General features: G+C 52.2%; 14 protein-coding genes and 1 riboswitch. Of the genes, 12 read left to right on the top strand and 2 right to left on the bottom strand.

Translation table 11 applies throughout. From position 1 onward, the window contains the following. Nucleotides 1–52 precede the first annotated feature (52 nt). Nucleotides 53–291: riboswitch (cobalamin riboswitch) on the bottom strand. Nucleotides 292–595: 304 nt separating this feature from the next. Genes PHT49_09395 through PHT49_09385 form a run of 3 tightly spaced genes read left to right on the top strand, consistent with a single transcriptional unit; the run spans nucleotide 596 to nucleotide 3,921 of the window. Beyond that, nucleotides 596–1,675 (top strand): spermidine/putrescine ABC transporter substrate-binding protein, encoded by a 1,080-nt coding sequence (locus PHT49_09395; GenBank protein MDD5452092.1) that lies wholly within the window; start codon nucleotides 596–598, stop codon nucleotides 1,673–1,675. A gap of 5 nt (nucleotides 1,676–1,680) precedes the next feature. Beyond that, nucleotides 1,681–3,552 carry an ATP-binding protein gene (locus PHT49_09390; GenBank protein MDD5452091.1) on the top strand — a complete coding sequence of 624 codons (1,872 nt, stop codon included), beginning with the start codon at nucleotides 1,681–1,683 and terminating at the stop codon, nucleotides 3,550–3,552. A 3-nt stretch (nucleotides 3,553–3,555) separates the two neighbouring features. After that, nucleotides 3,556–3,921 carry a response regulator gene (locus PHT49_09385; protein MDD5452090.1) on the top strand — a complete coding sequence of 122 codons (366 nt, stop codon included), beginning with the start codon at nucleotides 3,556–3,558 and terminating at the stop codon, nucleotides 3,919–3,921. 11 nt (nucleotides 3,922–3,932) lie between these two features. On the opposite strand, the gene PHT49_09380 is transcribed toward PHT49_09385, so the two are convergent. Then, a complete protein-coding gene (locus PHT49_09380) occupies nucleotides 3,933–5,348 on the bottom strand; it encodes an HDOD domain-containing protein (protein ID MDD5452089.1) in 1,416 nt (471 codons plus the stop codon). 39 nt (nucleotides 5,349–5,387) lie between these two features. Beyond that, nucleotides 5,388–5,846, bottom strand: a complete 459-nt coding sequence (locus PHT49_09375; GenBank protein ID MDD5452088.1) for a hypothetical protein — start codon at nucleotides 5,844–5,846, stop codon at nucleotides 5,388–5,390. Nucleotides 5,847–6,233: 387 nt separating this feature from the next. Between PHT49_09375 and PHT49_09370 the strand changes: the two genes are divergently transcribed. The 9 genes from PHT49_09370 to bioF all read left to right on the top strand — a co-directional run bounded on the left by PHT49_09370 (nucleotide 6,234) and on the right by bioF (nucleotide 20,184). Further along, complete coding sequence (locus tag PHT49_09370) at nucleotides 6,234–7,808, top strand: ASKHA domain-containing protein (protein ID MDD5452087.1); 1,575 nt, start codon at nucleotides 6,234–6,236, stop codon at nucleotides 7,806–7,808. 87 nt (nucleotides 7,809–7,895) lie between these two features. Continuing rightward, nucleotides 7,896–8,690, top strand: a complete 795-nt coding sequence (locus PHT49_09365) for a hypothetical protein (protein ID MDD5452086.1) — start codon at nucleotides 7,896–7,898, stop codon at nucleotides 8,688–8,690. Nucleotides 8,691–9,072: 382 nt separating this feature from the next. Continuing rightward, nucleotides 9,073–10,857: a potassium-transporting ATPase subunit KdpA gene (gene kdpA, locus PHT49_09360; protein MDD5452085.1), complete on the top strand. Its 1,785-nt coding sequence runs from the start codon at nucleotides 9,073–9,075 to the stop codon at nucleotides 10,855–10,857. 1 nt (nucleotide 10,858) lies between these two features. Next, on the top strand, nucleotides 10,859–12,928 hold the full coding sequence (gene kdpB / locus PHT49_09355) for a potassium-transporting ATPase subunit KdpB (GenBank protein ID MDD5452084.1): 2,070 nt from the start codon (nucleotides 10,859–10,861) through the stop codon (nucleotides 12,926–12,928). 194 nt (nucleotides 12,929–13,122) lie between these two features. Continuing rightward, nucleotides 13,123–13,692 (top strand): potassium-transporting ATPase subunit KdpC, encoded by a 570-nt coding sequence (kdpC, locus tag PHT49_09350; protein ID MDD5452083.1) that lies wholly within the window; start codon nucleotides 13,123–13,125, stop codon nucleotides 13,690–13,692. 119 nt (nucleotides 13,693–13,811) lie between these two features. Then, nucleotides 13,812–16,481, top strand: coding sequence for a sensor histidine kinase KdpD (locus PHT49_09345; GenBank protein ID MDD5452082.1), 2,670 nt, complete (start codon nucleotides 13,812–13,814; stop codon nucleotides 16,479–16,481). 120 nt (nucleotides 16,482–16,601) lie between these two features. Next, on the top strand, nucleotides 16,602–17,309 hold the full coding sequence (locus PHT49_09340) for a response regulator (protein MDD5452081.1): 708 nt from the start codon (nucleotides 16,602–16,604) through the stop codon (nucleotides 17,307–17,309). Between the two features lie 708 nt (nucleotides 17,310–18,017). After that, nucleotides 18,018–19,019 (top strand): biotin synthase BioB, encoded by a 1,002-nt coding sequence (bioB, locus tag PHT49_09335; protein MDD5452080.1) that lies wholly within the window; start codon nucleotides 18,018–18,020, stop codon nucleotides 19,017–19,019. Continuing rightward, nucleotides 19,006–20,184, top strand: a complete 1,179-nt coding sequence (gene bioF / locus PHT49_09330; GenBank protein ID MDD5452079.1) for an 8-amino-7-oxononanoate synthase — start codon at nucleotides 19,006–19,008, stop codon at nucleotides 20,182–20,184. Before bioB ends, bioF begins: the two co-directional genes overlap by 14 nt. The last annotated feature ends 5 nt before the right edge of the window (nucleotides 20,185–20,189 follow it).

Genomic DNA, 20,189 nt, shown 5'->3' with positions numbered 1-20,189 from the left:
ACTTAAGGGCTGCACCCGCTTGACTTCACCCTTCTTTTCCGCGAAGAAAAAGGCCTCTATTTACGTCCCGGGCAGGTCTTCTGACTCACGGATCTGCCTACTCCCCACGCCTTCCCGTCAACTCAACGGTTCAAACTGTTTAAACGGTTTAAACCGATTCTTTTGACAGTGGCTTTAAAGGTGGGTTTCGTCCCCGAATACAGCGGCGGGACCGTCCCTGATTTGCACAGGGTTCCCTTTAACCCATGGATAGGGTTTTTATACTGCACGGCCGGTGGACTGTCAAGTGATATATAGGCCCTGAAAATCTGCAAAAGGGCCTTTCTTGCGGCAGGATTTAAGTTCAGGGGCGAATTATTCGATGTAATTCGTAAGTTGTTGGATATATTGTATCCCGGAAAACTTCTGGGGGTGGGATAGAACGGTTAGTAGGACTGAGCCATTGAAGCTCCCCGTCCGCCGCAGGCGGACCTACGGCGGACGGGGAATCTCCGTATGTAAGGTAAAAAGCATAGTATTCGCTCGCTAACCCCGCCGCAAGCAGCGGGGAATGCGCTCGCTATGCATGTTCACAGCGCCGCTAAAAGGAGAACAGATGCCCAGGCTTTTAAGGATACTGATGACGATAAGTATTTTTTTGTTATTGTCATCATTGGCCCCAGTAGCCTTTGCTGGCAACGAAAGGTCCCTTTCCCGGGTGTTAAATGTCTATAACTGGGAAGACTATCTGGGTGAGACCACCATCCGGGATTTTGAAAGGAGATTTGGAGTCAAAGTCCATCTCGAAACCTATAAAAATGAAGAGGAAATGTTATCTGCCGTCCAATCAGACCCGGCGAAGTACGATATCATCATAATTAGCGGCCTTTTGGTACAGGAGATGAGGGCATTGAAACTTCTGGCGCCGGTCAACTACCGAAATATCCCCAACATTGGAAACATAGACCCTATGTTTAAAAATCCCTTTTATGATCCGGGCAACAGGTATTCGGTTCCATATTTGTGGGGTACCACGGGTATTGCCGTAAACCGAAGGTTCGTTAAGGAAAAGGTAAATAGCTGGAAAATACTGTGGGACTTTAAGTACAGGGGAAAGATAAGTTTATTAAATGACATGGATGAGGTAATAGCGATGGCCTTGAAGACAAAAGGCTATTCCATTAATACTAATGATCCCCGGGCACTTGAGGAGGCCCGGTTATTACTTTTTAGGCAGAGGCCCCTTATTGCCGGCTATCATGACTGTATAAAGACCAGGGGCGATCTCATATCCGGGAGAATCTGGCTGGCTCACCAGTTCAGTGGCGAGGCCTGTTATGCCGCAGATAAAAATAAAGATATCGAATATGTGATTCCCAAAGAAGGAGCATCCATATGGGTTGACAACATCTGTATCCCGAGGGATTCACGAAATAAGTATACGGCCGAGGTATTTATCAATTACATTCTCGCCCCGGAGGCAAGTGCTAAGATAGCCAATTACCTCTGGTATGCCAACTGCAATAGGGCCGCTGCGAGGTATACACTGAAGGAGATATTGGAAGACCCTGCTATTTACCCGCCAGCGCAAATCCTCCGGCGATGTGAGTTCTTTAAGGAAGCAGGAACGGATCAGGAAATAGGAAAGGGACACGCCATAAGAAATAAGATATGGTCTGAACTTATGAACAAATAAGAAAAATGGGCCTTGGAGAAAAAATTATTTTCAGGAAAAGACTGGGTAGAAAGATCAGCTTATTCTTTCTGATTACCGGGCTCCTGCCATTATTGATTTTGGGCCTATCCTTCCTGACCTATGTGAAGCAATCCCTGAATAATATGGTAAGCGAAAATCTCCTGGCATTGACCAAGCAGGTAGGCACCGAGATCGACCGCTCCATTTTTAATGCCTACATGAACATTAAGACTCTGTCAGCCAGTCCCGGCATTCGTTCAAGCTTTACGAATGTAGATGAGAAATTAGCCGAGATGAGACGGGTCCAGGATTTTTACAAGGTCTTTGAAGACATTACCCTGATCGATCTTACGGGAAATGTTATTACCTCGACTACATATAACTATCGCGGCAGCTGGAACAGCAAGAGTTGGTATAGGGAAGCCCGTGAAGGCAGATCTGTCGTATCTAATGTCCATATTATCCTGAATCCGAGAAAATTTATCTTTGTGACCACGGCTCCGGTCCTGAATAAAGCCGGCCGGGTGCAGGCGGTAGTGGCTGGTCAGGTGAACATGGGAAAGATATGGGATATTACAGACCGGGTTCGGGTCGGAAGGACCGGATTCATGTTCATGACCAATAAAGAGGGCGTGATTATTGCCCATCCTGATAAGGAAAAGCTTTTTGAAAAACTTTCTCCAGATATACTCAGACGACGCATAACGCACAATCCAGAGGGAACGGTTGATTTTACCGGTGCACAGAAAGCGGGACGGGTCTGTGCATACTCCAGACTGAAAGGCCATTTGGATTTTCCGGGAAAGGAGTGGAGCGTCGGCATCTGTCAAAAGACGGATGAGGCCTATGACATCATAAAGAGGACGCACCGGCAGTTACAGATAGCCACCCTGGCGGGCCTGCTGGCGATTATTCTGACCAGCATCTTATTGACCTGGAGTATTACTAAGCCGATCAAGGCCCTGGTGATAGGGACAGAAGAGGTCGCAAGAGGGAATTTGAACTATTTAGCTGAGGTAAAAGGGGATGATGAGATTGGCCAATTAGGACAATCCTTTAACCGGATGACCCAGGACCTTAAGAGGTCGAGAGAAGAGATTGAGAGATATAGTAAGACTCTGGAGGGCAAAGTCAGGGAAAGGACTACAGAACTGGAAGCGGCCAACGCAAGGCTCAGGGAATTAGACCAGATAAAGACCAACTTTTTGTCCACGGTCTCCCACGAATTAAGGACGCCATTGACCTCCATCAAGGCGTTTTCCGAGATACTGCTTGACAACGCAGGAGAGGATATGGAGACACAGACAAAGTTCCTGAATATAATTAACGAAGAAAGCGACCGGTTGGCACGATTGATAGATGGCCTTTTGGATCTGTCCAGGATCGAATCCGGCAGGCAGGTATGGAGGATGGGCTATCACCATATTGAAAGGGTGATAGATGAATCTGTGGCTGCCGTGTCGTCCCTTGCTGAAAAAAAAGGTCTTGTGATAGATAAGAAAGTACAGGAAGGACTTCCCGAGATTTACGTGGACCGGGACAAATTGACCCAGGTGATTACAAATTTATTGGGCAATGCCATAAAATTTACGGATAATGACGGCCTTATTACTGTCTCTGCTGCTGTTGACGAAGACCGGGTTCAGGTAGCGGTAGCAGATAACGGAATCGGAATACCAGAAGATGAGCTTGATAAAATTTTTATGAAATTTCACCAGGTGGATTCATCTGCTACCCGAAAAAAAGGGGGCACGGGGTTAGGGCTGGCCATCTGCAAGGAAATAATAGAACATCATGGGGGCAAGATATGGGTAGAGAGCCAATTGGGCGAGGGCAGCACATTTTATTTTACAGTTCCTCGGTACAAGGAGATATAGGAAATGGCCAAACGAATCCTGGTGTGTGATGATGAACCACATATCCTGGAGTCCCTCAGTTTTGTGGTTCGGAAGGCGGGTTTTGAGTTATTAACCGCGACGGATGGAGAGGAGGCCCTTAAGATAGCTAAGGAGCAAGGGCCGGATCTGATACTTCTGGATGTTATGCTGCCTAAGTTGACCGGCTATGAGGTCTGTGAATTATTGAAGAAGGATACAGAGACCATGGACATTTATATCGTGATGCTGACAGCCAAAGGACAACGCATGGATGAACAGCAAGGGATGGAGGCGGGGGCAGACGAATATATCAAAAAACCATTTAGCCCCCGCGACCTGAAAGACAGGCTCCGGAAAATATTGGGCTGATTGCATGCGAGCTATAGAAAGAACTGACCGCTAACGCCTTCCATAAATCTATGGATGTCTTCCCGAATGGCTTCAATTCCTGGAGGGTCTAACCCTAGTAACGATACAGACTTATCTTCAATAATAGCTGGTCCCTCGTATTTTTTTAGACCATAGCCCATTTCTCGGGCCAGGAGGTTGGCAAAGTAGATTACTAATAGTTCTTTTGGGGTATCCGATGAGATGTCCTCCTGGTTGTGGTAAGAAGCAATGTCAATATAATCCTGATCAAAGTTCCATCTCTTTAATACAAACGCCCCTATCTCGTTGTGTATCTGGTTCAGGGTGGAAATCAAATGGTCGCTATCGGGCGTCCACTTCTGTGTGTCCGGATGTAGCAATAATTGTAGCGATACCACCTTTCCGATATCGTGAAGGAGGCCCAGCATAAAATATTTATCCGGTTCCACCATTCTTAGCATAAAGGCCGTCTGCTGGGCGCCGTAGGCACAGGCCAGGGAATGTTCCCATAGGGACTTAACTATTGCCTCGTGCTTTTCATGTTTTATGACATACAGACCCCTGTTAATCAGTACAAATACTGTATTGAGTACACTCTTAAGGCCTATCCTCAATATAGCACGTTCCAGATTATCATTTTTGCCTATACCGGCATAAAAGGGTGAATTTGATATGGCCAGGAGTTTTGAAGAAATAACGGGCTCCTTTTCCACAAGCTTCGCAATATCATTAAGGGACAATTTGGGGTCACGCAGCAACTGATGGATTTTGATGCCTACGGTCGGCAGGATTGGTAAATTGACCTGGCCCCTGTCCAGTTTTTTTATTAATTGCTCAACAAGGGATGCTGCCCACTTATCTCCGGTATCATCGGCATTGCCGGTTATGCTTTCTTCCGGATGCGGGCAAATTATATTTGAGATTTTTTGAGCCAGGTCTTGAATGCTGAACGGCTTTACGACATAATTACTGGCTCCGGCCCTGAGGGTGCTAACTACGTCATCGTGATGTCTCCGGCAGGTAAGCATAATAAAGGGAGTATCTTTGGTTTTTTCGTTACCCTTTACGACCCTTAAAAGCTCATCACCGCCCATCTCAGGCATATTCCAGTCGGAAACAATAAGATCATAATGGTTTTCCTTGATCATTTTCAGGGCGCTATGTCCGTTGGTTGCCTCTGCCACATCTTCGACACCCATCTTTTGTACCACGGTTTTCACCGCCAACCTGATACCGGCATCATCATCTACTACCAAGACCTTAACATTAGGCGAGATCCTGTTCATCTTTATGAAGTTATCTGTTCCTCCGTCAAGGGACCTTTCTCCAGTAATGTGTATATCGACCACCTTAAGAGAGAACTTTAGACAAATAGTCCCGGTCGTTCTTGCCCATGTTGGGATGCGGGACAGATGGCGTGGATACAACCAGGAGCCGGAACTGAAATTGGGTGGGCTTCAGTCAGGCTATCGGCGCCTCCATCCACACCAGGCCGGAAGGCCATTTTCATCCCGGAGCTTCAGGACCCCTTCTCCTTTTTTAACCTCAGCCGCAATGATGGCCGGTTTCCCTTGTAAGGTGATCCTGGAGCCGGTAACCTCAACCTTGTCCTTTGGTTCGATCTTTACGTCCTGATTTCCTATGTACCACCCCGGCCCCAGATGGACAGAAACGGTCTCTTTGTCTGTTTTTACCATCAGATGTACGCCATAAGACATACCCTTCATCGGTGTGATTTTATCTACGCTGACCACCTCTCCGCTGATGGTCTCCACCGTTTTGGGGTCGTACATACGGCCATACCTACCTTCTGTTGCCCAGCCGCCGCTACCCCTCCACCGCATACCGCGCTGGGCAAAGGTTTCTGTTGCAACTAAAAGGCTGACGACCGAAAGTATTACTAATAAGGTTACTGTCCGTCTCATATTTGTTCTCCTTTCTTCTCTTTTTTGTGACTGTTCCAAGCCCACCCCAATTTCCAGATAATGGTTCATAAATTTCCGGCCTTCCGAAAATTGCTTCCTACCTTATTATCTCATCACAAATGCATATCTCTGTAAAGTGAAAGTTTTTAATGATATTTTCTTAAATTTTCATTGACCTTTGTCTCAGATTTTGTTCATAGTTGAAGCTCCCCGTCCGCCCCAGGCGGAGGGCGGACGGGGAATCTCCGTATGCAAGGTAAAATGCATCGTATTCGCTTGCTAACCCCGTCGCCCGCCAGGGTCGGACCTGATGGCAAGCAGCGGGGAATGCGCTCGCTATGCATGTTCGACAGCGACGCAAGGCATAAACTTTAGAGGTTGCAGTAGATGCTGCCCGGTCAGGATAAAATATCAAACAAAGATTTGGATCCCGGGGTCAAGAAGCTATACCTAGACCTTCCCCTCCCCAGTTTAAAGGATAATACCGGGGATATTGACCGGCTGCGGCGAGCACTGCAAGCCGGGCAGGGCCTTAAGTCCGTCCGGATACCCTACAGCCTGATAGGGTTTTCTTCTCGTGTCATGCGAGAGGCCTCTTTCCGGGTGACGGCCACGGTGGTCAGAGAGGGAGAAGAATGGGAGCTTCTGGATATCAGCCCTGGTGATACTACAAAGGATTTTTTCGGCCTGGCCCTGGATCTGGGGACAACCCGGATGGTGGGCGCACTGGTGGACTTGAGGACAGGAAAGGTCCTTTCCGAACACTCCATGGACAACCCCCAGATTCGATATGGAGCCGACATCCTTACCCGCATCCATTATGCCCACGACCCGAACGGCCTCAAGGAGTTGACCGCCGTGGTGCGGGAAGGGATCGGCAAAATGGTCGCCCAACTGGCCGCTAAAGCAGGGGTGCAGACCGGGAGTATCTATTCTATGACTGTGGCCGGGAACACGGCCATGACCCACCTTTTTATGGGTTTGGACCCAAGCTCTATGCCCCGGGAACCTTATATCCCTCTGGTGAACCGCCCCGATCCGGCGCTTGCCGGAGAACTGGAGATCCCCATCCATCCTAATGCCCGAGTTTTCATTTTCCCTAATGTGGGAAGCTATTTTGGCGGCGACCTCATCGCCGGGCTCCTGGCCTCAGGTCTGGCCCGCCAGAACGAGGTCTCTATCCTGGTGGATGTGGGCACCAATGCCGAGGTGGTTCTGGGAAATAGCGACTGGCTCATGGCCTGCGCCGGTGCGGCCGGTCCGGCTCTCGAGGGAGGGGTGGCTCAGATGGGCATGACCGCCGGCGACGGGGCCATCGACCGGGTAAGTTTGGACCGTAACACCTTAAGACCCGTTTACTCGGTGATTGGCGGGGTAGCTCCCCTGGGGATATGTGGATCCGGGCTCATTGACCTGGCGGCTGATCTCTTCTCCGTGGGACTATTGGATCGGCGGGGAAAGTTTGTCCCGGAGCGAAACCCTTCCCGCTTCAAGGAGACCACATCCGGACTGGCCTACATCCTGGTTCCGGGCCGGGAGACGGGCATAGGGGAGGAACTGGTTTTAACTCAGGCAGACGTGGATATCCTTTTACGCTCCAAGGCCGCCATGTACACCATACTGGCCACTATTATTGATTCCGTGGGCCTCCGCTTTCAGGATCTGGCCCATTTTTACGTAGCTGGAACCTTCGGGAACTATATCGATCCGGTAAAGGCCATTACCCTGGGGATGCTTCCGGATTTGCCCCTCGAACGGTATATCCCTTTAGGGAATAGCTCTCTGACCGGGGCCTTACAGGCCCTCTGCAATTTTTCACTGCGGGAGGAGACCCGGAGCCTTTGCGACCGTATTACCTATATCGAGATGAACGTGAATGCGGAATTCATGCAGAGATTCAGCGCCGCCCGCTTTATCCCCCACACCGACCGCAACCTGTTCCCCTCAGTTTCTGTACCTTGATATCTCTTATCCCTACAGATTACACTTGACGCCCAAACTCTCTTTACCCTATACTCACCTCATTAAAAAACCCGATATCGGTGACCTATGAATGAAAACGCCACCAAGGATTCTGAATCCCTCGGCATAGAGAAACAAAAAACGATCCGTCTGGTCATAATCGTTTTTGCCACCCTGTTGTTGGGTTCCGCCGGGATATACGTTGTCTATCAAGGGACCATGGGCGGAGGAAAGGGGACGCTTACTGTGGAGCCGGGTAAGGGGAAAATCAGCCTGAGCCTGGAAAAGCCCATAGTAGATCAGATTAATATCGGCACCTCGACGGCCTCAGCCCAGGGTAATGATATCCAGTTTACGGAAGGTAAGATTGCAGACCCGGCTGTCATTAATCAGCTTCGGAGCCTGAGCCCATCTCAGCCGACCCAATTTTCCGGGAAAAATTTTATAAATCAGAATCTCGGTTTTCTTCTGACCGTACTGCATCCGGAGAACTGGCAGGTAATGCATAACCCGGCCGGCCTGCAAAATCCCACTATCCCGGTAAATACCATCTATAATCGAGAAGGATCACACCTTAATATTGGTGTCGGGCCTATTATGCCGGGAATGGATATCCAGATGTTTGTCACGCAAAACATCCAGCAGATGATTCAGTCTGGTGTTATCCAACAGATGCCCACGGTAAGCTATGATTTTCCTTCACAGACTGCCTTTGCTGTCTTTACGAACCCGATGACTATGGGACAGTCTTATCAAAAGGTTATCATTGACCGGGCCAGAAGCCGGGTCTTCGTGGCCTCGGCCAACTATAATCAGGCTATGTCCAGCCCGGCGGCTATCCAGGATTTAATAAACATGATCGCTACCTTTACACTGTTCTAACCCACCTTGCAAACCTAACTATATAGAAGTTCTTTCAATAAGTTAACCTTGTCTCTCAGAAACCATTTCCAATCTTAGAACAGGCGGTTATTGATAATACGCAGATTTTCACTATGTTTATCATCTGGATAAATCTGCAAGGTTGTTTACTTCCGGCAGATCTAGATTCTAATCTTGATGAATTTTTGACGCTTTTCCCTACTATTTTGAGACCTTCTTTATGCCCAATGAGTTAGAATGGTTTCTGATATCGCTAGAGGCATAACTATGAAGACCTATCAATTCTATTCCAAAACCCCGTCTATCTGAGGGGAGATACGGGTCACAGCGAACCGGGCTCTTTCGTAGACACTCCGCCTTTTTGGGCGATAGGAGACTCGTTATGAATATATACGAATGGCTGCAAGCGATACTTCTTTTTGTCGTTCTACTGACCTTAACAAAGCCGTTTGGCGCTTTCATGGCCAGGGTTTACAAGGGGGAGCGGACCGTTCTCACTCATGTCTTGCGACCGGTTGAAAACCTCCTGTACCGTATCTGCGGAGTGAACAGGGACGCGGAGATGGACTGGAAGGAATATGCCTTCGCCATGCTGATTTTTAGCTTTGTTTCATTCGCGGCACTCTTTGGCATACTGATGTTCCATGGATTTTTGCCTCTCAATCCGCAGAAATTTCCGGCATTCTCCTGGCATCTGGCGCTCAATACCGCGATGAGCTTTGTAACCAATACCAACTGGCAGGCATACAGCGGTGAATTGGTTGCCAGCTATTTTACCCAGATGGCGGGACTCGCGGTGCAAAACTTCGCGTCCGCTGCTGCCGGCATGGCGATTGTGATCGCCCTTATTCGCGGCCTGGCGCGGCGGCAGGCCACCTCTCTCGGCAATTTCTGGGTGGACCTGACCCGGGGTACCCTGTATATCCTCCTGCCGCTGTCCCTTATCGCCGCAGTCTTTCTGGTATCTCAGGGGGTAATCCAGAACTTCAGCCCTTATAAAAAAGTGTCGCTTTTACAGCCGACTAGTTATGAAAAGTCGAAGCCGGATGGTAAGGGGAATCCTCTGGAGAATGCTTCCGGCCAGCCTGTCATCGAGAAAGTGATGGTGAAAGAGGTTACGGTCCCCATGGGCCCGGTCGCCTCACAGGAGGCGATAAAGGAGCTTGGGACCAACGGCGGTGGATTCTTTAACGCCAACTCATCCCACCCGTATGAAAACCCGACGCCGCTCTCCAACATCGTGGAAATTTTTTTGATCCTCCTTATCCCGGCAGGCCTGACCTACACCTTCGGCAGCATGGTCGGAAGTCCCAGACAGGGATGGGCGCTTTTTGCGGCCATGCTGATCATGCTGGTTCTGGCTACCGGCGTCCTGTACTGGGCGGAAAATAGCGGTAATCCCCTTGTGGCCGGGCTAGGGGTCCGGGGAGGGAACATGGAAGGGAAGGAGGTCCGGTTCGGGCTCGGAGGCTCCGTTCTCTGGGCCACAGCTACTACCGGTACTTCCTGCGGCGCGGTCAATACCATGCACGATTCCCTCACCCCAGTCGGCGGGATGGTCCCGATGATGCTCATCCTCCTAAGCGAAGTGGTCTTTGGCGGAGTGGGCTCAGGGCTCTATACCATGCTTGCCTTCGTGGTCATCGCGGTCTTTGTGGCCGGGCTCATGATCGGGCGGACACCCGAGTACCTGGGTAAAAAGATCGAGGTGCGCGAGATGTGGATGTCGATCCTGACGGTCCTCACCTCCGGGCTGGCAGTGCTTTTCTTCTCGGCCTTGGCTTTCCTCGTCCCTTCAGCAGTCGCTTCCATGGCCAACCCCGGCGCCCACGGGCTTTCAGAGGTGTTTTATGCCTTTGCCTCCGCTTCGAATAACAACGGCAGCGCCTTTGCCGGCCTGAATGCCAACACGGTCTTCTACAATGTGACAACCGCTGTCGCCATGTGTCTCGGCCGTTTTGTTCCGGCCGTCGCGGTCCTGGCCATGGCCGGCTCGCTTGCGGAAAAGAAGTATGTTCCCCCCAGTCTTGGCACCCTCCCTACCGATCAGGCCCCGTTCGTCCTCTGGCTCGTGCTGGTTATCATGATCGTCGGCGCCCTGACCTTTTTCCCGGCCCTGGCTATGGGACCGATTGCCGAACAACTGACCATGCTGGGAGGTAAGTAAGATGACCAAACGCACTACGCAACCGACTTCGGTTTTTGACCCTGCACTGATGCGCTCGGCCCTGGTCGACTCTTTGAAGAAACTCGATCCGCGTGCCCTTTGGCGCAATCCGGTCATGTTCGCTGTAGAGGTGAGCAGCATAATTACGCTGATTACCTTTATTATGTCGTTGACGGGAGCGACCAGGGAGCCGGTCTGGTTCACCGGCATGGTCTCCCTCTGGCTCTGGATGACGGTTCTCTTCGCCACCTTTGCCGAGGCCCTGGCCGAAGGGCGGGGGAAGGCCCGCGCCGCATCGCTAAGGAAAACCCGCACCGAGATCATGGCCAAGCGTCTGAAAAAACCGGAATTCGGCGGCGAGTACGAGACACTGCCCGCAAATCAGTTGCGGAAAGGTGACTGTATTCTCGTGGAGGCAGGCGATCTGGTTGCCGGTGACGGCGAAGTCGTCCTCGGCGCCGCACTGGTGAACGAGGCTGCCGTGACCGGCGAATCGGCTCCGGTAGTGCGGGAATCCGGAGGAGACCGGAGCGCTGTGACCGGCGGCACCAAGGTCATCGCCAATTCCATTATCGTCCGCGTGACCGCCAACCCCGGGGAGACTTTTCTCGACCGCATGATCTCCCTGATTGAAGGGGCCAAGCGCCGCAAGACCCCTAACGAGATAGCCCTCGAGGTGCTTCTCGTGGCCTTGACTTTCGTCTTTCTGCTGGTGGTGGCGAATATGAGTCCGCTCTCGATCTATAGTGCCAGGGCGTCTGGACACGGGTCCCCGGTCTCGCTGACCGTACTGGTGGCTCTCTTTGTCTGCCTGGCACCGACCACCATTGCCGCGCTCCTGCCCGCCATCGGCATTGCCGGCATGGACCGCCTCTTTCAGAAGAACGTCATTGCGACGTCCGGACGTGCCATTGAAGCAGCCGGCGACGTCAATGTGCTTCTCCTCGATAAGACCGGCACCATCACGCTCGGAAACCGGGAAGCGGTGGAGTTCGTGCCGTTAGGGGGACAAAGCGGACAGAAACTGGCTGAGGCGGCCCTGATGGCGTCTTTGGCCGACGAAACCCCGGAAGGACGCAGCGTCGTGGTATTGGCAAAACAGAAGTACGGCCTTAGACTGGAGGCGCTTCCCGCAGGCAGCCAGGCCGTTCCTTTCAGCGCCGATACCCGCTTAAGCGGAGTGAACATCGGGGACAAGGTGTATCGCAAGGGGGCGGCCGATTCCGTCATCGCCTTTGTGCGGAATTTGGGTGGAAAGGCGATCCCGAATGACTTGAAGACCGCGGTCGACAGGATCGCCCATGCCGGGGCCACACCGCTCGTGGTCTGCTGCAACACCGAGATCTTCGGAGTCATCAATCTCAAGGACATCCTGAAGGGAGGCATCCAGGAGCGTTTCCAGCGATTGCGCAGCATGGGGATCAAGACTGTGATGATCACCGGCGACAATCCTTTGACTGCTGCCGCCATCGCCGCCGAGGCCCAGGTGGACGACTTTCTGGCCCAGGCCAAGCCGGAGGACAAGCTCCATCTGATCCAGGAGAACCAGCAGGCCGGCTATATGGTGGCCATGACCGGCGACGGCACCAACGACGCCCCGGCTCTGGCCCAGGCGGATGTGGCAGTGGCCATGAATACCGGCACGCAACCGGCCCGTGAGGCTGCCAATATTATTGATCTCGACAGCAATCCGACCAAGCTCTTGGACATCGTGGAGATCGGCAAGCAGATCCTGATGACGCGCGGCAATTTGACTACCTTCAGCATTTCAAACGATGTGGCAAAATATTTTGCCATCATTCCTGCCTCGCTCGTCTCGATCTACCCGCAATTGGGAGTGCTGAATATCATGCGGCTGGCCAGCCCCTTCAGCGCCATTTTATCAGCGGTCATCTTCAACGCCGTTATCATTCCGCTCCTGATCCCGCTGGCACTGAAGGGGACCAGGTATCGTCCCATGCCGGCCGAAAAGCTCCTGATTTACAATCTGCTCATCTACGGCCTCGGCGGGATGATTGCACCGTTCATGGGGATAAAAGCGCTTGATCTTGTGATCGGACTATTTGCATGATTTCTTACCACAGAGCACAGAGAAGACTTTTCTCCTTTTTGCGGAGAGGATACCGAGGGGGAAAACTCCCGCTTTCACCTGAGAGTGGTATGAATATAAAAACATCTTACCCCCGTGCATTCTGTGCCTTAGCAACCAAAGGGCGCGAGCAGCGAATATAATGAATTTCAAACCCTTTTTGGAGGTAGACTACTATGAAGGACATTAAATCCGCTATCCTGCTGTTAATTGCCCTTGCCATACTCCTGGGAGGCATCTATCCTGCTGTTGTCACCGGCATTGCCTCGGCGGTCTTTCCAAAACAGGCCGGAGGCAGTTTTATTACGGCCCAAAACGGACAGACCGTCGGCTCCGCTCTGATCGGGCAACCTTTTTCCGACCCGAAATATTTCTGGCCCCGCCCCTCGGCCACGAGTGACTTCGGTTACAATCCCGCCGCTTCCGGCGGCTCCAATCTCGGTCCCGCCAATCCTGATTTTATCGATAAGGTGGGGGATCGGGTAAAAGTCATCCGTGAAACAGCCAGTTACGGTGATGTCCCTTCGGACTTGGTAATGGCCTCGGCGAGCGGGCTCGATCCGCATATCACGCCGGAGTCCGCGACGATGCAGATTCCCCGTGTCGCCCGGATGCGCAAGATGACCGAAGAAGAGTTGAACAACCTCGTCGCCGCCCATACCGAAGGCCGCCAGTTGGGCTTTCTGGGAGCGCCGCGAGTGAATGTGGTTATGCTGAATCTGGCATTGGATAAGCTGGCGAAATGACGAGCCACCGAGTCTTTTGGTTGCTTTTCCCTGGCATATGCTCCTTATAGTCGTTGCAAAAGCATCCTTGGGGAGCCATAATATAAATTTAAAAGATTTTTTTGATACGGCATGCATTCATGACGAACAATGATGATGACAAACGCCCCTCTCCTGAGGCACTGCTGAAGATTGCCCAGGCTGAAGAGGCCGAGAAGGGACGGGGCAAGCTCAGTATCTTTCTCGGCTATGCCGCCGGGGTGGGAAAGACCTATGCCATGCTGGAGGCCGCTCAAAGGCGGAAACGCGAAGGGCGGGACGTAGTGGCGGCATATCTTGAGACGCACGGCCGTCCCGAAACTGATGCGCTTCTGGAAGGACTGGAGGTCATTCCCAAGGCTCGGATTGAGTACATGGGGGTGCTCCTCCCGGAGATGGATACTGACGCAGTACTGGCCAGACATCCCCAGATCGCACTCGTGGATGAGCTGGCCCATACTAATGCCCCCGGATCTCGTCACGAAAAGCGCTGGCAGGACGTGGAGGAGCTTCTTGTAGCCGGGATCGATGTCTATACCACGGTCAATATCCAGCATTTCGAGAGCCTGAACGATGTCGTAGCGCAAATTACCGGGGTAAAGGTGCGGGAGACCGTCCCAGACCGCCTCCTTGATGAGGCGGTTGAGATTCGACTCGTTGATATTCCCCCCGAAGATCTACTCCAGCGCTTGCGAGAAGGAAAGGTTTACATTCCCGAGCAGGCTGCCCTGGCCGCAGAGGAGTTTTTCAAGCCGGGCAACCTCATGGCGCTGCGCGAACTCTCATTGCGCCGTGCGGCCGCCCGCGTAGACGATCAGATGCGGGCCTATATGGAGTCACGCTCCATTCACGGCCCCTGGCCGGCAGCGGAGCGACTTCTTGTCTGCGTCAGCGGGAGTCCCTTCAGCGAACGGCTGATCCGCACGACCCGCCGTCTGGCGGACGAAATGAAGGCCCCCTGGCACGCGCTCTACATCGAAACCCCCGGCATCGGCAAACAAGTCACAGAAAACCGCGAACAGGTCTGGCACGACCTCCGGCTGGCCGAAAGCCTCGGCGCGCAAGTAGCGCAAGTTACGGCGACTACCATAGCCGAAGCAGTCGTTGACTACGCCGTCAGACACAACATTACAAGAATTGTCATCGGCAAACCGCGCAAACCACGCTGGCGGGAATTCCTCCACCCACCTCTCGTGGACCAGATTATTCGCCTCAGCGGGACGATTGACGTCTATGTCGTCAGTATAACCCCTGCCGAAAAGAGTCCCGAGGCGGGCATTGTAGGGATGAAAAGACCGGTTTTCTGGTCCGGATACCTGAACAGCTTGGCTCTGGTTGCGGCAGCCTCGCTGGTATGCGAGCTGGTTCGCCGCTTTCTTGCTCCGACTAATTTGGTTATGATCTACCTACTTGCAGTGGTCCTGGCGGCTATTCGCCTTGGGCTTAGACCGGCGATCATGGCGGCGTTTCTGAGCGTTTTAGCATTTGATTTCTTTTTCGTGCCGCCCAAGTTTACCTTCAGCGTTGCCGATACGGAGTATCTGATCACCTTCTTGGGGCTTTTTGCGGTAGGCGTGGTCATCAGTACCCTTGTGGCAAAGGCCCGCGAACGCGCCGAGACTATCCGGGAACGGGAAGCTCAGACGGCAAGTCTCTACTACCTGAGCCGTGACCTGGCCGCTGCCGCGGATATCGACTCTATCCTGGACGCCGCTATCAAGAATATCGGGGAGAGTCTTAATGCCCGTGTGGCCATCCTTCTCTCAGAGGGCGAGCGGTTAAAAATAAGGGCCGCAAATCAGGACATACACCTTGATATGAAGGAGCTGGCAGTAGCCGAATGGGTTTTTCGGAACCGTCAAGCTGCGGGGCGCGGGACTGAAACCCTTATATCAGCAGGCTTACTCTGTTTGCCCTTACAGACCTCAGCCAGTATGCTGGGAGTTTTAGGGGTGGAATTTAAGGATGACCGAGACTATGCCTCCCCACAGAGTCGAAGGCTTCTGGAGGCCTTTGCCGCCCAGACCACCCTTGCCATTGAACGGGTCCGGCTTGTCAAGCAGGCCGAGCAGTCCGAAATCCTCCAGGCCCGGGAAAGTCTGGAGCGGGCGCTTCTCAATTCCGTTTCCCACGATTTGCGTACTCCGCTTGTGTCCATAACCGGGGCCCTGGGTACGATCCGGGATAAGGGGGAGCAGCTCAATGCTGAAGCCCGGAAGGAACTCCTTGACGCCGCCTGGGAAGAGGCAGCCAGACTGAATCGCTTTGTGGGAAACCTGCTGGACATGACCCGCCTGGAAGCAGGCGCGATCAAGCTGAAGGAGGAACCCTGCGACATACAGGATGTTGTCGGTTGCGCCCTTGCAGCCCTCGAAAAACAACTCGGCAGTAGAAGAATCGATGTGCGTCTGCAGTCCGGACTGCCACTGGTCAAAATGGACATGGCCCTGATGACACAGGTGCTGGTGAACCTGCTCGATAATGCATTGAAATATTCGCCTCCTGAGAGTAGCATTGAGATTGCTGCCAGGGTAGATGGTCCCCTGCTTAAGATAGAGGTCTCCGATCGCGGCCCTGGTGTTCCGGATTCCGACCTGAAAAGGATTTTCGACAAGTTCTATCGTATTCCCGTCCCCGAAGGCGCCCGCGGGACCGGGCTGGGCCTGTCGATTTGCAGGGCAATTGTCGAAGTGCATGGAGGGACTATCCGAGCCGAAAACCGAGCTGAAGGCGGACTACGGGTAATAATAACGTTAACCGTTAACCATTGATCGTTATCCGACAGGAAAGAATCGGTTGTCATGCCCCACGCGTCATCGGTGGAGCGGATAACGGATAAACGTGAACGGATTACACGGTCAACGGTGAACTGACAACTGTGAACATACGTTATGCCGAACGAAAAGCAAAATACCAACCTGCCTCGCATCCTTGTAGTTGATGACGAGGTGGCCATCCAACGTTTTTTGCGTACCGTTTTGGACACCGGGGAGTTCTCCCTGCATCAGGCGGAGAACGGTCATGCTGCGCTGGTAGCAGTCGCTACGGTCAGGCCGGATATCATTCTCCTTGATTTAGGGTTGCCGGACATCAATGGCGTCGAAGTGATAAGGCGGATACGGGAGTGGTCACCCGTCCCGATCATCGTACTTTCGGTGCGGGAACGGGAGGATGACAAAGTAGAAGCACTGGATGCCGGCGCGGATGATTACCTGACCAAGCCGTTTGGAGTTGCCGAACTTCTGGCTCGGATTCGGGTTGCTCTGCGACGTTCCTTGCAGCAGGCCCCAGAACCTGTCTTCAGAATTGATGATCTCGATGTTGACCTGACACGCCGGCGGGTGTTGGTATATGGTAAGGAAACACAATTAACCCCAACTGAATACGAACTGCTGCGCCTGCTGGTGGTACATGCGGGGAAGGTCCTGACCCACCGCCAAATCCTCAGGCAGATCTGGGGTGTTACCTACATTGAGCAACCTCACGTACTGAGGGTTAATATCAGCAACCTGCGTCACAAGATTGAAAAGGACCCGTCTCGCCCCCGATATATCCTGACCGAACCAGGAGTAGGATATCGGCTGCGGGTGGATTATTGAGCATCAACGTTATGCCGTGTTCTGGAAATAGGAGCTGCTTGTTGGGTATAAGGTGAGATTCATATTCATGGCTTTTTTCGTCCTTCCTTTTTCGCTTTTGAGCACGTATTTGGCGGGAAGCTCAATTTGCCTGGATATTTCGAAAAGATCACGGCTCTTGTGATGTAGTTCTACAATAGCCTTTTTCTGGACCTGCTTGAGGTGGAAGCCCCTCTGGAGTTAGTCCTTTCCGCGTTTGAAATGCCTCTTTACGGTCCTCTCGGATATACCCAGAAAATATCGAATATCCTCGCAGGGTACGCCTCCATTCACAAATGTCCGAGTCAAAACCATTATGTTATACTAACTTAAGGCCCGCAATCAGCTTCTCCAATTGCTCAATCTGATCTTTTGTCTTTGCATAACGCTCTCTCAGGCTGGCCATCTCCAAGGTATCCTTTCGGGCCGTTGTGGCGGACCCCGGTTCTGTCTTTTCACCCAGGATTGGTCGTGATAAAAATTAGACGCCCCTTTATTGACAACCTTAAATTTTTCACCTATGTTTCTCATCTATGTTTTTATGAAACACACATCCGCCTGCGGCGGACAAAGGACAATAAAAATAATCCCCTCACCCCCCCTTTTTTAGTAAAGGGGGGACACATCTATTCCCCCTTTGGAAAAGGGGGATACAGGGGGATTTTCAGATAAAAACAACCGGATAGATGGATGATACTAAAGGATATTAAGAAAAAGATTGAAGAGAACATCCCCCTCACCCCTGACGATGGCCTTCGGCTTGCAAATTTTGTGGCCGGCGGTAAGGGCGCAGGTCTGCTTTCCATGGCCCAGGAAATACAGAGGCGATATCATGGCCCGGTTATCGAACTTTGCGCTATCGTCAATGCCAAATCCGGCGCTTGTCCGCACGATTGTTCCTTTTGCGCCCAATCGAGTCATCACCGAAGCCCTATTAAGGCCTATCCTCTTCGCCAACCCAAGGGTCTCTTAGAGGCGGCTCAGGCAGCGCAAAAATCCGGGGCGCATCGCTTTTCCATAGTGACGAGCGGAGCCAGGCTTTCTAAAGAAGAGCTCCTTAAAGTATGTGAGGCAATTAGCCTGATTAAGCAGGAAACAACACTCTTGCCCTGTGTTTCGCTGGGGAAACTCACTATCGATGAAGCCCTTTTACTAAAGAAGGCCGGGTTGGTGCGCTACCATCATAATCTGGAGACGAACCGCGATTTTTATCCCAGGATTTGCACTACTCAGACCTATGAGGATCGCCTGGCTACGATTCATATAGCCAGGGAGTCTGGTCTGGAGATTTGTGTCGGGGGGATATTAGGATTAGGAGAGTCCGTTCAGGATCGAGTTAAATTCGCGTTGGAGATAAAACACCTCAACCCGGATTCCATCCCGCTTAATTTTCTTGATCCCCGCCCCGGGACTCCATTGGAGGCACAGCCGCTCCTCACACCGGATGAGGTCATAATGACCATCGCCCTTTTCCGTATTATAATCCCTGATATTCCTGTAAGACTGGCCGGAGGAAGGGCAAAAGTCCTTGGCGATAAACAGGCGGCAGCCATAAAGGCAGGGATAAATGGACTCATGATCGGCGACTACCTGACGACAAAAGGGGCTGAAATACAGGCTGACCATGAGATGATCGCTTCGTTAAATCTGAAACCATCTATAATTAAGCAGGGTGTCCGTGCCTGTAACTAACCTCAGACAAGAACTGACCGATCTGAAGAACATCTCGCTCTATCGGGAGCTTGTCTCCATTACTCCAGTCAGCCCGACGCGCGGCTATCTTAAGGGCAGAGAAGTAACGTTATTTTGCACCAATAACTATCTCGGCCTGACACATCATCCGCAAGTAATTGAGGCCTCTATAAAGGCCACGGAGCGTTATGGGACGGGTGCCGGGGCCTCCAGACTGATAAGCGGCCATTCCCATCTCTATGAAGAACTGGAGGACGCCTTGGCCCGGCACAAGGGCACAGAAAAGGCCCTGGTCTTTTCCTCCGGTTATGCCGCTAATATGGGCGTCATAAGCGCTCTTATGGGCAGAGATGATCTTATATTCTGTGACCGGCTGGCCCATGCCAGCCTCATCGACGCCTGCATCCTGAGCCGGGCAAAACCCTATCGCTTTCGTCACAATGATGTGAACTCCCTGGGAGATCTGCTCCATGCCCGGGAGACGAAAAGCCAAATATTAATCGTAACCGAGGGCGTCTTTTCCATGGATGGCGACATAGCGCCGCTTAAACAGCTCGCAGACATCTCTTCTCAACATGGATGTCTCCTTTTAGTCGATGATGCCCATGGTACAGGCGTTATGGGAGAAAAAGGGCAGGGCGCTGCTGCCTACCTTGGGGTGAGTAAGGGCATCGACATCCATGTGGGTACGCTCAGTAAGGCTATCGGATCCATAGGGGGATTTGTCGCCGGGTCCGGCGATTTGATAGCCTATCTTGTAAACAAGGCCCGCTCCTTTATTTATACAACGGCCTTGCCACCGGGAAGCATAGCTGCGGCTACAGCAGCTCTAAAACTTATAGAGGCAGAACCTTCCCTTATCGAACGCCTATGGTTCAACGTACGTTATATGCGCGACATCCTGATATCCGCCGGTTTCAATCTCATGGGCAGTCAGACACCCATTATGCCTATCTTTATCGGCGCCCCGGAAAAGGCCGTGGCCATGAGTCGAGGCCTACTGGAAAAAGGCGGCATATACGTACCCGCCATCCGGCCGCCCACGGTTCCGGCCGGGCAGGCCAGGCTCAGGTTTACGGTCAGCGCGGCGCATCAGCAGGCCGAATTGGAAAATGCGGCCGAGTCATTGATTGAATTAGGCAGGAAGGAAGGGATCATTGATTGACGGCT

Source organism: Desulfovibrionales bacterium, assembly GCA_028715605.1.
Classification (GTDB): domain Bacteria; phylum Desulfobacterota; class QYQD01; order QYQD01; family QYQD01; genus QYQD01.
This window is presented reverse-complemented; position numbering and strand designations above follow the sequence as displayed.